The sequence below is a fragment of the Nocardioides oleivorans genome, assembly GCF_004137255.1.
GTDB lineage: Bacteria > Actinomycetota > Actinomycetes > Propionibacteriales > Nocardioidaceae > Nocardioides > Nocardioides oleivorans.
Genome location: NZ_SDWT01000001.1, coordinates 1,960,947 through 1,974,662 on the forward strand (window position 1 = coordinate 1,960,947; position 13,716 = coordinate 1,974,662).

At 72.2% G+C, this 13,716-nt stretch carries 14 protein-coding genes; 9 read left to right on the forward strand and 5 right to left on the reverse strand.

Features of this window, described 5'->3' with window-relative positions; genetic code table 11:
* Positions 1-117 precede the first annotated feature (117 nt).
* The 4 genes from EUA93_RS09300 (at position 118) to EUA93_RS09315 (ending at position 2,659) form a co-directional block, all read left to right on the forward strand.
* Positions 118-1,185, forward strand: a complete 1,068-nt coding sequence (locus EUA93_RS09300) for a hypothetical protein (RefSeq protein WP_129399872.1) — start codon at positions 118-120, stop codon at positions 1,183-1,185.
* 126 nt (positions 1,186-1,311) lie between these two features.
* Positions 1,312-1,554, forward strand: a complete 243-nt coding sequence (purS, locus tag EUA93_RS09305; RefSeq protein ID WP_129399873.1) for a phosphoribosylformylglycinamidine synthase subunit PurS — start codon at positions 1,312-1,314, stop codon at positions 1,552-1,554.
* On the forward strand, positions 1,551-2,219 hold the full coding sequence (purQ, locus tag EUA93_RS09310; RefSeq protein ID WP_129399874.1) for a phosphoribosylformylglycinamidine synthase subunit PurQ: 669 nt from the start codon (positions 1,551-1,553) through the stop codon (positions 2,217-2,219). Before purS ends, purQ begins: the two co-directional genes overlap by 4 nt.
* Positions 2,216-2,659, forward strand: a complete 444-nt coding sequence (locus tag EUA93_RS09315) for a DUF3817 domain-containing protein (RefSeq protein ID WP_129399875.1) — start codon at positions 2,216-2,218, stop codon at positions 2,657-2,659. The genes purQ and EUA93_RS09315 overlap by 4 nt, the downstream gene beginning before the upstream one ends.
* Positions 2,660-2,662: 3 nt before the next feature.
* Here the strand turns inward: EUA93_RS09315 and EUA93_RS09320 are convergent, their stop codons facing one another.
* From EUA93_RS09320 to EUA93_RS09330, 3 genes are all read right to left on the reverse strand, one after another.
* A complete protein-coding gene (locus EUA93_RS09320; protein WP_129399876.1) occupies positions 2,663-4,009 on the reverse strand; it encodes a glycoside hydrolase domain-containing protein in 1,347 nt (448 codons plus the stop codon).
* 97 nt (positions 4,010-4,106) lie between these two features.
* The gene (locus EUA93_RS09325; RefSeq protein ID WP_129399877.1) at positions 4,107-4,505 is read right to left on the reverse strand and encodes a hypothetical protein; all 399 of its coding nucleotides are present in this window, start codon (positions 4,503-4,505) and stop codon (positions 4,107-4,109) included.
* A gap of 9 nt (positions 4,506-4,514) precedes the next feature.
* Positions 4,515-5,603, reverse strand: coding sequence for a type VII secretion target (locus EUA93_RS09330; RefSeq protein WP_129399878.1), 1,089 nt, complete (start codon positions 5,601-5,603; stop codon positions 4,515-4,517).
* 186 nt (positions 5,604-5,789) lie between these two features.
* Between EUA93_RS09330 and EUA93_RS09335 the strand changes: the two genes are divergently transcribed.
* Genes EUA93_RS09335 through EUA93_RS09350 form a run of 4 tightly spaced genes read left to right on the forward strand, consistent with a single transcriptional unit; the run spans position 5,790 to position 10,790 of the window.
* The gene (locus EUA93_RS09335; protein WP_129399879.1) at positions 5,790-6,170 is read left to right on the forward strand and encodes a hypothetical protein; all 381 of its coding nucleotides are present in this window, start codon (positions 5,790-5,792) and stop codon (positions 6,168-6,170) included.
* 1 nt (position 6,171) lies between these two features.
* Positions 6,172-7,446 carry a WXG100 family type VII secretion target gene (locus tag EUA93_RS09340; protein ID WP_129399880.1) on the forward strand — a complete coding sequence of 425 codons (1,275 nt, stop codon included), beginning with the start codon at positions 6,172-6,174 and terminating at the stop codon, positions 7,444-7,446.
* Between the two features lie 9 nt (positions 7,447-7,455).
* Positions 7,456-9,768, forward strand: coding sequence for a phosphoribosylformylglycinamidine synthase subunit PurL (purL, locus tag EUA93_RS09345; protein ID WP_242497304.1), 2,313 nt, complete (start codon positions 7,456-7,458; stop codon positions 9,766-9,768).
* A 20-nt stretch (positions 9,769-9,788) separates the two neighbouring features.
* On the forward strand, positions 9,789-10,790 hold the full coding sequence (locus EUA93_RS09350) for a glycosyl hydrolase family 18 protein (protein WP_129399881.1): 1,002 nt from the start codon (positions 9,789-9,791) through the stop codon (positions 10,788-10,790).
* A 106-nt stretch (positions 10,791-10,896) separates the two neighbouring features.
* Here the strand turns inward: EUA93_RS09350 and EUA93_RS09355 are convergent, their stop codons facing one another.
* Positions 10,897-11,643: an ABC transporter permease gene (locus EUA93_RS09355; protein WP_129399882.1), complete on the reverse strand. Its 747-nt coding sequence runs from the start codon at positions 11,641-11,643 to the stop codon at positions 10,897-10,899.
* Complete coding sequence (locus EUA93_RS09360) at positions 11,640-12,680, reverse strand: ABC transporter ATP-binding protein (RefSeq protein ID WP_129399883.1); 1,041 nt, start codon at positions 12,678-12,680, stop codon at positions 11,640-11,642. The genes EUA93_RS09355 and EUA93_RS09360 overlap by 4 nt, the downstream gene beginning before the upstream one ends.
* Positions 12,681-12,742: 62 nt before the next feature.
* Between EUA93_RS09360 and EUA93_RS09365 the strand changes: the two genes are divergently transcribed.
* On the forward strand, positions 12,743-13,690 hold the full coding sequence (locus tag EUA93_RS09365; RefSeq protein WP_207208644.1) for a helix-turn-helix transcriptional regulator: 948 nt from the start codon (positions 12,743-12,745) through the stop codon (positions 13,688-13,690).
* Positions 13,691-13,716 lie beyond the last annotated feature (26 nt).

The window sequence follows — 13,716 nt, forward strand, 5'->3', positions numbered from 1 at the left end:
GGGGAACCGTCGGGTCGTCGGCGGCCGAGCGGGACGACCCGTGGGTTCCCCGGATCGGCTGTCCACAGGCCGCGACGGGTCGGTGTCGAGGGTCCGGTCGGTGGGCAGGACGCCCGCATGGACGACAACTGGCACCCGTGCTGCCCACCGGCGACAGGCCTGGTGGCGCCCGTACGCCGCTGGGCCGAGGGCCGCGAGGGGCCGAGCGCCGGTCGTGTGCGAGGCCCCGGGTTCCTCGCGGTGAGCCGCGGATGGCACGTGCCCGCCGACACCCCGCGCACGCCCGAGCAGCGGGCGTTCGAGGTGGGTTGCCTGCTGCCGACGAGCGGGATGCTCACCGGCTGGGCGGCACTGCGCCTGGCCGGTGCGAGCTACTTCGAGGGCGTGGAGCCGGACCGGCGCACGCCGCTCCCGGTCCCGGTGCTGCTGCCCCACGCCAGGCGGCTTCGCGGGCCGGCAGTAGTGGTCGCCCGCACCCGCCGTGAGCTGCCGGACCCGATCGTGAGGTACGGCGTCAGGTGCGCTCCGAACGACGTCGCGCTCCTGCACGAGATCCGTCGTGCCTCCTCAGCCCGAGCCGCCGGGGTGATGGTCGACATGGCGCTGGCGGCAGGAGTCGTGGAGCGTCCGGTGCTGCGCGGGCTCGTGCGGGACGTCCGGCTCCCGGCGCACGCGACATACGCACTCGGGCGCGCGTGCGCGGAGTGCCGCTCGCCCAGGGAGTCGGCGATGCTCCAGGTGTGGGAGTCCGTCGCAGGGCTGCCCCGGCCCCTGATGAACCGCGAGGTGCGCGACCTGTCGGGGCGGCTGCTCGCGGTCGTGGACCTGCTCGACGTGGACGCCGGGGTGTGCGGCGAGTTCAACGGCTCTGCTCATCGGTCCGCACGGCGCCAGTCCCGGGACGAGAAGCGCCACGCCGATCTCAGAGCCGTCGGTCTGGAGACCTTCGCGGTCGTGGGCTCCGACTCCGACGACGTGCAGGTCGAGCGGATGCACGCCGCCCGCGGACGCGCTCTGTGGCTGCCCGGGTCCGAGCGTCGGTGGCGCGTCGGAGCCTTCGTCCCGGCCCCGCCGCTGGCCCCGGTCGACACGGAGGAGGCCGAGCGCGAGGTGATCATGCTCGAGCACTACGCCGCGCTCGAGGACCGCAGGTCCGGGGAACCGTCGAGTCCTCGGAGTCGGTGATCTGCCACCCGACGGTTCCCCAGCCCGGCGTCGTACCCGTCCGCGCGAGCCGCCCGAGTCGGAGGACGACGCCACCCTTCACTAGAATCGGCCTCGCCCACCCCAGCCTGTCCCCAGGAGCGCCACGTGGCTCGCTACGTCGTTGATGTCATGCCCAAGCCCGAGATCCTCGACCCCCAGGGCAAGGCGGTGCTCGGAGCGCTGCCGCGGCTCGGCTTCGCGGGGGTCAGGGACGTGCGGCAGGGCAAGCGGTTCGAGGTCGACCTCGAGGGCGAGCCCAGCGACGCGCTGCTCGCAGAGGTCCGCGAGATGGCCGAGAAGCTGCTGTCGAACCCGGTCATCGAGGACTTCGAGGTGCACGTCCAGTGAGGGTCGGGGTCGTCACCTTCCCAGGCTCGCTCGACGACGTCGACGCGCGCCGGGCGGTCACCGTCGGCGGCAACGAGGCGGTGGCCCTGTGGCACGGCGACGACGACCTCAAGGGCGTCGACGCGGTCGTCCTGCCCGGTGGCTTCTCCTACGGCGACTACCTCCGCTGCGGTGCGATCTCCCGCTTCGCGCCGGTCATGACCCCGATCATCGAGGCTGCCGGCCAGGGCCTGCCCGTGCTCGGCATCTGCAACGGCTTCCAGATCCTCTGCGAGTCGCACCTGCTGCCCGGCGCCCTGATCCGCAACGACCACCGCAAGTTCGTCTGCCGTGACCAGCGGCTGCGCATCGAGCGCGTCGACACCCCGTGGACGTCGTCGTACGCCGCCGGGGCCGAGGTCACGATCGTCCTCAAGAACGGCGAGGGCGGCTTCGTCGCCGACGAGCCCACCCTCGACATGCTCGAGGGCGAGGGCCGCGTCGTCGCGCGCTACCTCGACGACAACCCCAACGGGTCGCTCCGTGACATCGCCGGCATCTCCAACGAGCGCGGCAACGTCGTCGGCCTCATGCCCCACCCCGAGCACGCGGTCGAGGAGCTCACCGGCCCCGGCACCGACGGGCTCGGCTTCTTCACCTCGCTCGCCGCCCAGGTCTTCGTGTGAGCCCCACCCGTCTCTACCGCCTCGTCGCGCGCGCCGAGGCCGTCACGTGGGCGCTGCTCCTGACGGGCATGTTCCTCAAGTACGTCACCGAGACCACCGAGCTCGGCGTCCGGATCGGCGGCATGGTCCACGGCGTCGTGTTCATCGCCTACTGCCTGACCACCGTGCTCCTCTGGGTCGACCAGAGGTGGACGCCCGGCCGCCTCGCGCTGGGCCTGCTCGCCGCGATCCCGCCGTTCGTGACGATCGCCTTCGAGCGGTACGCCGAGCGCGCGGGGCTGCTCGGCGACGAGTGGCGTCTGCGCACCGAGTCGCCCACCGGGCTCCTCGAGAAGCCCACTGCCTGGCTGCTCCGCCGCCCGGCGCAGGGCCTGCTCGTCGGGATCATCGCCGTCGCCGGCCTCACCGGCGTCGCGCTGGTGGTCGGCCCTCCGGCGTAGCCGTCAGCGACCCTGGTGGAGCTTGTTCCAGGTCTGGGGCGTGGCCACGCCGGACACGGAGATCTTCAGGCGGGACTGGTACTTCTTCAGCGCCGCCTCGGTCTTGGCGTCGAACACGCCCGTCGCCCGGAACTTCCCGGCGCCCGCCGCGTTGAGCGCGCGCTGGAGCCGGTTGACCGACTCGTCGGCGGAGCCGCGCTTGATCGTCGTACGCGCCCCGGCGGAGAGCAGGGCCACCCAGTGGCGCTTCTCGAAGGTGTCGGCCGGGGTGAACCTGCGGCTCGCCTGCCACGCGCGGGCGGCGGCGATCGTGGCCGCGTCGTAGGTCCCGGACACGGGGCCGGAGTAGGCACCCTGCTCGGTCAGCAGGCACTGCAGCACCTTCACCCGCGTCGGCTGGGCGGAGGCGGGGGAGACCGCGGGGTACTTCCAGAAGCCGAGCCTGGTGCCGGCGCACCGGCCCTCGGGACGCGCCACCGAGCCGGCGCCGAGGTCGATGTAGTTGCTGTCGATGTTGATCGTGACCCCGCCCCACGTCTCGTTGTGGCCGCCCCGGTACTGCTTCATCCGGCCGCCGGGACGCCACCCGTCCTCGGGGATGTACGTCGTCGAGGTGTTGGCGTTGCCGTCCCAGCGGGCGATCCAGATCCGGTCCGGCAGCGCGAACTGGCCGGGACGCTGGGTGCGCGCGTCGTCGAGCATCTTGATGCCGGAGCTGGCGCTGGAGTAGAAGCCGGCGACGTAGCCGAGCTCCCTGATCCGGGTCACCCACGCGGAGGTGAACACGAGCGCGGACTCGCGGCAGTGCGTGTTGGTGAGGTCGAAGCCCTCGAGGTCGTACCAGATCGTGCTGCCCGGCCCGATGCCGTACGTCGTGGCGTCAGTGGCGTTCTTGTCGGCCTCGACCACGCCCTGCGCGGCCGCCGTGGCGTAGCCGCCGGCCGGCTTGCTCGAGATCGTGAAGTCGTCCTGGTAGCGCGGGAAGCGCGGCTGGCACGAGGCCTGCGGACCGAGGGCGATGGGGAGCAGTCGCCAGCCGCGGGCGACCTGGGTTGCGACCCAGGTCGGGCTCAGGTTGGGTTGCGAGCGGCACGCCCGCGAGTCACCGGAGATGTAGATGCCGACCGCGGAGAAGGGCGACTTCTTCCACCAGGTGTCCATCGCCGACTGGGTCGGGGCCAGGCACTGGTCGAAGCCGTAGCCGGTGAAGTCGCCCGGCGTGGCCAGCGCGACCTGGCGCTGCGAGGCGAGGCGCGGAGCGCTCGACGTTTCCTCGGCGGTGGCCGGCGACGAGGCCACGACGGGCGTGACCAGGACGAGCGTGAGGAGGGCGAGGACGAGGCGACGCATGGGGTGACTCCAGCAGTGCGGGGAAGGGCGAGCGCCGCCACCAAACCACACGAGTCACACCGGTAACAGGCCTTCGCTCGAACTACACCGGAGTAGTTCAGGAGTCGCTGGTGGGCACCTCGTCGAAGATGAAGTTGCCCTTGGCCTCCTCCTCCTCGATCAGGTCCTCGAAGGCCAGCGCGATGTCCTCCTTGTGCTCCTCGAACATCTTGGTGAGGTGGCCCTGGAGGAGGGCGCCGTTGGGGGACTCGCCCGAGAAGACGTTGTCCCAGGTGTCCTCGCCGCCCTTGATCTTGGCGACGAGCTCCTTCATGTCCTCGCCCAGCTCGCCCGACTCCGCCTGCTCCTCGAGGGCTTCCTTCTCCTCCTCGCTGAGCAGCGGCTTCGCGTTGAGCTGGTCGACGGTCGCCTTGAGGTCGGCCAGGCTCGCGGTCAGGTCCTCGCGGGCGGCGCTGATCGCCTCCAGGATCTCCGCCTGGCTACGGGGGTCGCTCATGCCGCGCGATTATGCCGTCTGCACCATCGGCGCCGCAGGTGCAGCGGGCTTCTGGCCCACCGTCGGCGTGGTGATAGTGCTCGGGTCGCGCGTGACGCTGGTCGGCGTACCGGTGGCGGTCGGCGCGCTGGGCGTGGAGACCGGGGCCTTGTCGCCGTCGAAGAAGTTCTTCACGGTCTCGATGAGGGACTTCACCTGCTTGAGGATGTTGATGAGCTTCATGATCGCCTTGTAGGCCTTCATCACGGCCTGGAACGCCTGGAACACGGCCTGCACCACGCGGGCCCAGCCGACGCCGGGGATGCTCATCGTGGCGAGCGCGGACGACACCGTCTGCACGGCCGACTTCACGCACTGCACGACCGAGAGCGCGGTCTGCCACGCGTCGCGGCAGATCTGGATGATGTTCTGGCCCATCTGGACGAGCTGGCCGGCCTGGGTGTTGAGCGAGCCGACCCAGGTCCCGATCTGCTTGATCGCGGCGTCGGACGTCGAGCCCTGCCAGGTCTTGGTGATGGTCTGGCCACCGCTCTGCAGGTTGGCGGCGACCCCCTTCATCGAGGTGCCGAGGCTGCCGAACGACGAGCCCTGCCCCGAAGCGCTGACCACGTCGCCGCCGATCTTCTCGGCGAGCTCGGCGCGGATGTCGAAGCCGGTCAGCATGCGCACGAGGTCGCACACGGTGTCGTACGGGAAGCCGAAGCTGATCTTGGGGAGCTCGCCCTCGGTGGGAGCGGCCCGGCGGATCGTGGTGTCGGCGACGTCCCAGAAGCTGCTGGAGCCGTCGCGGGCGTCGACGCCGTTGGCGTTGTGGCGGCGGACGATGCCGTCCTCGGTGAGGGTGAAGTCGCGGGCCGTGGCGCGCAGGGCGTCGGCGTGGTCCTTCATGCCGGTGCCGTTGTCCTCCAGGGACTGGTTCACCGACGGGAGGAGCGCGTTGTAGGCGCCCATCATCGTCTCGAGGATCGGGCCGAAGTCGCTCTGGACGAGGCTGTTGCCGCCGTTGCGGGCGATCCCGGTGAGGTCGTCGCTCGCGCGCTGGACCTGGGCTGACCAGGCGTCGAGTTCCGAGAGGTCGACGGTCATCACGGCATTCATCGCAGCTCCTGGTGGCTTTCCGAGAAGGGACACGGGGGAGATCGCTGGGAAACGGCTGTGCAGGCTGACTTCCCCGAACTCCGCGCCGTGAAACCGCCGGCCCCGAAATGTTTACCGAGCCATTTGTTTACCCACAGGTTCACCGGATCGGTGTTTGGGCCGGGCTCGCGCGGGTAGGCCGCAGAGGTGAGCGGAACCGGAAAGCGATCCCTGATGCAGGTGGAGCCGACCAAGCTGGTCGAGCTCGCCGAGTCGTCCGAGAGCACCCTCGCCGCGATGCAGCAGGACTGGGCGCTCGCCATCGACCAGCTCGCCGGAGCCTGTGCGGACCTCGGCGACGCCGACGGCATGCGCAACATCGCGGCGTCGTACGCCGACTCGCTGACCGACGCCGGCGAGACGCTCGCGGCACTCTCGGGCGCCCTCGGTCAGGGCGTGGCCGGGCTGATCGACGCGGCGCGGGACGCCGTCCGCGCCGACGACACGGTGGCGGGCGAGCTCGACCGGGCCGTGTCGCAGATCATCACCCACGAGTTCGACCGGACTCCCCAGCCGGGAGGTCGCTGACGTGCCGGCCAACGCCTGGGAGCTCCGCGCCGACGTCGGCCCGCTCGAGACGGCCGCCCTGCGGTGGGACGAGATCAGCGCGCTGATGACCCGCCGGGGCGACGAGATCGTCACCGCCGCCCGTCGGGCGACCGAGGGCTGGGACGCCGCCGCCGCGGAGAGCTACGACAACCACCGCCGTCAGGTGCTGCTCAACCTCGACCGGTTCACCGCGCTGGCCACGCAGATCGCCGGCTCGCTCCGGGCGATCAGCGCCATCATCAGCTCCTCGCAGCGTGAGCTCGACCAGGCCTGGACCAAGGTCTCGATGATTCCGCACCAGGTGGTGGGCGAGTCGCGCTACCTCGTCTTCCAGCCTTCCGAGGACGACGACCGCACCAAGGTCACCTCGGGCGAGCAGGAGACCACCGAGATCCGCCGACGGATGAGTGCCACCCTCGAGCAGGAGGGCGCCCGGCTGCGCAGCGCCCGCGCCGAGCTCGTCATGGTCCGCACCGAGCTGAAGACCCTCGCCGGCGGGTTCTTCCCCCACGGGCAGGGCCCGGGCGACGACGTCAGCGGCGTCGGCACCGTCCCGCCGCCGTCGACCACCGTGCTCGGCTCGTCGCAGGCCGGCATCGCGGCCCTGCCGCCGATCGGTGCGATATCGGTGTCGATGCCCGACCTCCACGGCGTCTCGGGCAACATCGCTCCCTTCGTCGCCTCCGCGGCCAGTGGCGTGCTGGGTCGCCGCGGGGACAAGAAATCGTCCGGCGCGGCCCCGCCGATGGGCGGGATGGGAGCCGGCGCGATGGGTGCCCGCGCGGGCACCATGTCGCGCGGCATGGCCAGCGGCCGCTCCGGCCCGACGCGGCTGGCGACCCCCAAGCTCGAGGGTCGGGCGGGCGCGCGCGGCACCGCGGCCGGCGGTCCGGTCGATGACGACGAGGCTGCCCGCGTCGCCCGGGAGAAGGAGGCCGCCAGGGAGGCCAAGCGCGCCGCCGTCGAGGAGAGGCGCGCCGAGCGCGCCGCCCGCAAGGCCGAGCGCGAGCAGGACAAGGACGAGAAGAAGCGCTACGACGGTGTGCCGACCGAGGAGGTCACGGTCGGCTCCGACGCGGAGGCGGACGACGCCGAGCTGGACGACGAGCTCGACGACGAGCTGGACGCCGAGCTCGAGGCCGAGCAGGCCGACGGCCCCGACGGCCCCGAGGATGAGCCCGACGACGACGCATCGGGTCGCGGGCGGCGTACGAGCGTCGAGACCGGCTCGGGACCCGGGGCCTCACGCCGGTAGATTGTCGCCGTGCCCGACACGAGCGCCCCGCAGTCCACCCTGACCACGTCCGGCGCGACCGGCACCCTCGACACGGTCGCGATCGCCGCCTCCGACGCCGAGCGCGAGCAGCCCTGGGCCGAGCTCGGCCTCAAGGCCGACGAGTACGCCCGGATCCGCGAGATCCTCGGCCGCCGCCCGACGAGCTCGGAGCTGGCGATGTACTCGGTCATGTGGAGCGAGCACTGCTCCTACAAGTCGACCAAGGTGCACCTCAAGCAGTTCGGCGAGATCCCGCAGGAGACGCCGGTCGGCAAGATGCTCGCCGGCATCGGCGAGAACGCCGGCGTCCTCGACATCGGCCAGGGCTACGCGGTGACCTTCAAGGTCGAGAGCCACAACCACCCGTCGTTCGTCGAGCCCTACCAGGGCGCGGCCACCGGCGTCGGCGGCATCGTCCGCGACATCCTCGCGATGGGCGCGCGCCCGGTCGCCGTGATGGACCCGCTCCGCTTCGGCCCGCTCGACGCGCCCGACACCGCCCGGGTGCTGCCCGGGATCGTGGCCGGCGTCGGCGGCTACGGCAACTGCCTCGGCCTGCCCAACATCGGCGGCGAGGCCGTCTTCGACGAGACCTACGCCGGCAACCCGCTCGTCAACGCGCTCTGCGTCGGCGTCCTGCGCCACGAGGACCTCCACCTCGCCAACGCCTCCGGCACGGGCAACCAGGTGGTGCTGTACGGCGCCCGCACCGGCGGCGACGGCATCGGCGGGGTGTCGGTGCTGGCGAGCGAGACCTTCGACGAGGGCGGCCCGGCCAAGCGACCGAGCGTCCAGGTCGGCGACCCCTTCATGGAGAAGCTGCTCATCGAGTGCACGCTCGAGCTCTTCGCCGCCGGCGTGATCGCCGGCATCCAGGACCTCGGCGGTGCCGGTCTGTCCTGCGCCACCTCCGAGCTCGCGTCCGCCGGCGACGGCGGCATGCACGTCGAGCTCGACCGGGTGCCGCTGCGCGACTCCACCCTCGCCCCCGAGGAGATCCTCATGAGCGAGTCGCAGGAGCGGATGATGGCGGTCGTCGAGCCCGGCGACGTCGACGCCTTCATGGCGATCTGCGAGAAGTGGGACGTCGAAGCCGTCGTCGTCGGCGAGGTCACCGACTCCGGCCGCCTCCACATCGACTGGCACGGCGAGCGCGTCGTCGACGTACCCCCGCGGTCCGTGGCACACGACGGCCCGACCTACCAGCGCCCGTTCGCCCGGCCCGACTGGCAGGACGAGCTGCAGGCCGACGACGCCTCGCGCCTGGCGCGACCCGCATCGGGTGATGAGCTGCGGTCCACGCTCCTGCGGCTCGTCGCGTCGCCGAACCTGGCCGACAAGTCGTGGATCACCGACCAGTACGACCGCTACGTCCAGGGCAACACCGTCCTGTCGCAGCCGTCCGACTCCGGCATGGTCCGCGTCGACGCCGACACCAACCTCGGTGTGGCGGTCTCGACCGACTGCAACGGCCGCTTCGCCAAGCTCGACCCCTACACCGGCGCGCAGCTCGCGCTGGCCGAGTCCTTCCGCAACGTCGCCACCGGCGGCGCCCGGCCGCTCGCGGTCTCCGACTGCCTCAACTTCGGCTCGCCCGAGGACCCGGCCGTGATGTGGCAGTTCGCCGAGGCCTGCCGCGGCCTCAAGGACGCCTGCCTCGAGCTCGGCATCCCGGTCACCGGCGGCAACGTCAGCCTCTACAACCAGACCGGCGAGACGGCGATCCTGCCGACGCCCGTGGTCGCGGTGCTCGGCGTGATCGAGGACGTCACGCGTCGTACGCCCACCGGGTTCCGCGCGGCCGACGAGCGCGTCTTCCTGCTGGGTTCGACGGCCGACGAGCTCTCGGGGTCGGAGTGGGCCCACGTCGTCCACGGCCACCTCGGCGGCCTCCCGCCCCGCCTCGACCTCGCCGCCGAGCAGGCCCTCGCCTCGCTCCTGCAGGACGCGTCGCGCGACGGCGTCGTCACCAGCGCCCACGACCTCGCCGACGGCGGCCTCGCCCAGGCCCTCGCCGAGTCGACCTTCACCGGCGACGTCGGCGTCTCGGTCTCCCTCGCCTCCGTCGCCGACGACGCGTTCGTCGCGCTCTTCTCCGAGTCGACCGCCCGGGTGCTCGCGACGGTGACCGACGACCGGGCCGACACGCTCGTCGCGCTCGCCCAGCAGCACGGCGTGCCGATCACCCCGATCGGGCGCACCGGTGGCGACACGATCTCGGTCGAGGGCGTCTTCGACCTCCCCGTCGCCGAGGCCAAGGCGGCCTGGCGCGCGACGCTGCCTGCGGTGCTCGGGGCCTGACTCCCGGCAGACTGCTCCTCGTGCGTACCGCCATCGCGACCCTCGCCCTGCTCCTGCTCGCGCCGCTGCCGGCGGGTGCGGCGCCCGTCCGGGAACTGGCCGAGCCGACCGACGGGCTGGCCGTCACCGGCTACGCGATGCCGAGCACCCGCCCGGCGATCGTGCGACGTGACGCCGACGCGCTGTCGACCGTGACGGTCGCGGCGACCTCGTTGAAGCCGAGCGGAGCGGGCCTCACCGAGCCCGACCCGAGGACGCTCCGGCTCGTCGAGGTCGCCCACGAGGAGGGCCTGCGGGCCGAGCTCCTGGTCGGAAACTACAGCGACCGCCTCGGCGGCTTCGACCCGGACGCGCTGTCGGCGCTGCTCTCGAGCAGCGCGAACATCGACGTCGTCGCCGACCGCCTCGCCGCACTCGTCGGGGCCGGCGCGTGGGACGGCGTCAACGTCGACCTCGAGCTCGTGCGGCGCCGCGACTCGCGCGGCCTGGTCGCCTTCGTGCAGGCACTGCGGGAGCGGTTGCCGGCCGCCTCGTCGATCACGATCGACGTGTCGGCGTCCAGCACCTCGTCGGCGTACCTCGACCGGGGATACCGGATGACCGAGCTCGCTGAGGTGGTCGACGCGATCCAGCTGATGGCCTACGACCAGCACGGTCCCGGCTGGTCCGGCCCCGGCCCCGTCGGCGGGCTGCCGTGGGTGCGGAAGAGCGTCGCGGCGGCGCTCGAGCTCGTGCCGGCGGACAGGCTCGACCTCGGCATCGCGGGCTACGGCTACCTCTGGAACGCCGACGGCTCCGGCCGGACGCTCGCTGTCAAGGCGGCGCGCAACCTGGTGTCACGCACCGGTGCCCGGCCCCGCTGGAACGGCGCCCAGGGGGAGTGGACGGCTCTGCTCCCCGGAGGTCGCCGGGTGTGGTGGTCCGACGGGAGGTCGTACGACGCCCGCGCATCGCTGACCGCCGAGCTCGGCCTCCGCGGGACCGCCATCTGGCGCCTCGGCTCGGCCGGCCGCCTGGGCTGACGCCGTACTTCGCACCCGAGTCTCCCGCTTCGGCACCCAGATCTCGGCCGACAAGCGGGGGAGTCACCGGATATCCGGTGACTCCCCCGGCAAGGCAGGACATACCTCAGCTCGAGCGGCGCATCGCCCGGACCCCGACCCAGAGGCCGAGGGCCGCGACGACCGCGGCACCGGCGACGCCCTGGAGCACGACGTCGGCCGGGAAGGTGCCGGCGAAGAGCGCGCGGGTGGCGTCGACGACGTACGTCATGGGGTTCAGCGTCGAGACGACCTCGAGCCAGCGGGGTGCGCCGTCCATCGGCAGGAGCACGCCGGCGGTGAGCAGGGCCGGGAAGAGCAGCGTCTGCTGGATCGTCCAGAACATCCAGTCCTGGCCCTTCGAGGCGAGGGCCAGCGCGAACGACAGCGCCCCGATCCCGATGCTGAAGAGCGACAGCACGAGCGCGGCGACGACCACCCCGCCGAGGTGCAGGTCGAAGCTGAACGGCGTCACGACCGCGACGATGATCGCGACCTGCATCAGCATCGGCACGACCTCCTTCAGCGCGCGGCCGACGAGCAGCGCCGGACGGCCGAGCGGCGAGACCAGCTGGCGCTCGTGCGAGCCCGACTGCATCTCCTCCATCAGGTTCGAGCCGGTGAACGACGCGCCCATCAGGGCGGTCATCGCGACGATGCCGGGGACGAACCACTGCAGCGCCGAGCCCGACGCCATCTGCGGCAGCAGCGGCGCGAAGAGCCCGAGGAAGACCAGCGGCTGGATCATCGCGAACACCACGGCCATCGGCTCGCGCCAGACGGGCTTCAGCTCGCGGTTCATGACGTTGACGGTGTCTGACACGAAGGTGCTCATGCTGCGACCTCGCTCTCGATGGAGGTGGGCTGGTCGGACGCGGCGTCCGACTCGGTGGTGGGGGACTGCTGGGTCTCGCGCAGGCTGCGACCGGTGAGGTCGAGGAAGACGTCGTCGAGGGTGGGTCGGGCGACCTCCACCCGCGTCGGGGGTACGCCGTCCGCGGCCAGGTCGGCGAGCAGCCCACCGACGAGCGTCGAGCCGTCCTTCACCCGCAGGTCGACGAAGGAGCCGGAGGCGTCGACACGCGAGGACGGCACCCGGGACAGCCGGGACGCGGCCCGGGCGGCATCGGGCTCCGAGGAGAAGCCGAGCCGGACGAGGTCGCCGAGGCCGGACTTCAACCGGGCTGCGGAGTCGTCGGCGATGACCGTGCCGTGGTCGACGACGATCACGCGACCGGCGAGGGCGTCGGCCTCCTCGAGGTAGTGCGTGGTGAGCACGACGGTGCTGCCGGTCTCGGTGTGCAGGCGCTGGATGAGCTCCTGCAGGTTGATCCGGTTCTGCGGGTCGAGGCCGGTCGACGGCTCGTCGAGGAAGAGCACGCGGGGCAGGTGGACGAGGCCCATCGCGATGTCGAGCCGGCGACGCTGGCCGCCGGAGAGCGAGGAGACCTTGCGGTCGGCGACCGCGGTGAGGTCGAGGTCCTCGATCAGCTCCTCGGAGCGACGGCGGGCGTCGGCGCGGGACAGCCCGTGGGCGCGGCCCTGGCTGATCAGCTCGTCGCGACCGAGCTGGCGGTGCCCGGCACCGTTGCCCTGCCCGACGAAGCCGATGGCCTGGCGCACGTGGCGCTGGCCGGTGACGACGTCGTGACCGGCGACGCTCGCGGTGCCGGAGGTGGGCGGGATGAGGGTGGTGAGCATCCGGAGCGTGGTCGACTTCCCGGCCCCGTTGGGCCCGAGGAAGGCGACCAGCTCGCCCTGCCCGATCTCGAGGTCGAGGCCCTTCACTGCCTCGACGGTCTGCTTGCGCGAGGTGAAGTGGCGGGTCAGGCCACGCGTCACGATCGCCGGTCCGGTGTTGGTGTGGGTCATGGAGATGACGCTAGGGACGCATCAGGTCAGTTCCTGACCGCATTCGGAACTATTCTGGAGACATGAGCACGAGCGAACGGATGCTGCGACTGCTGTCCCTCCTCCAGACCCACCGCTACTGGCCGGGTCCGGAGCTGTCCGACCGCCTCGAGGTGAGCGCTCGCACGCTGCGCCGCGACGTCGACCGGCTGCGCGAGCTGGGCTACACCGTCGACGCCGTCCGCGGCGCCGCCGGCGGCTACCAGCTGCGGGCCGGCGGCTCGCTGCCGCCGCTGCTGCTCGAGGACGAGGAGGCCGTCGCGATCGCCGTCGGTCTGCGGACGGCGGCCGCCGGCGCCGTCGCGGGGATGGACGACTGGTCGGTCCAGGCGCTGTCGAAGGTGCTGTCCCTGATGCCGCCCCGCCTGCGCCGCCAGATGGACGCCGTCGCGAGCCAGACCGACTCGCCCGGCCCGTGGGAGGGAGCACCGGTCTTCGACGCGGCCGTCCTCACCACGCTGGCGCAGGCCTGCCGCGACAGCGAGATGCTGCGCTTCGACTACGCCGCGCGCGAGGCCGAGGTGACGCACCGTCGGGTCGAGCCGCTCCGGCTCGTCTCGATCGGCCGGCGGTGGTACCTCGTCGCCTGGGACCGCGACCGGACGGACTGGCGCAGCTTCCGACTCGACCGGATCTCCGACCCGGAGCCGACCGGCCAGCGGTTCCGCCCCCGCGACCTGCCCGGCGGAGACGCGCTCGCCTTCGTGCAGCAGGGCATCCGGCGGATGCCCCAGCGCTACGCCGTACGCGTGCGGCTGGCGATGGCAGCCGACGACCTCGCCGCCCGGGTCGGTCGCTGGGGCACGGTGACGCCCGACGGGGCGGGCTGCGTCCTGGAGATGAACGTCGACGACCTCGACTGGCCGGTCATGGTGCTCGCCGGCTCGGGGGCGGACTTCACGGTCGAGTCGCCGGTCGAGCTGGCCGACAAGGTCGCCGAGGTGGGCGGCCGGTTCTCGCGCGTCGGATGAGGACTTGGCACCCGAGTCTCCCGGTT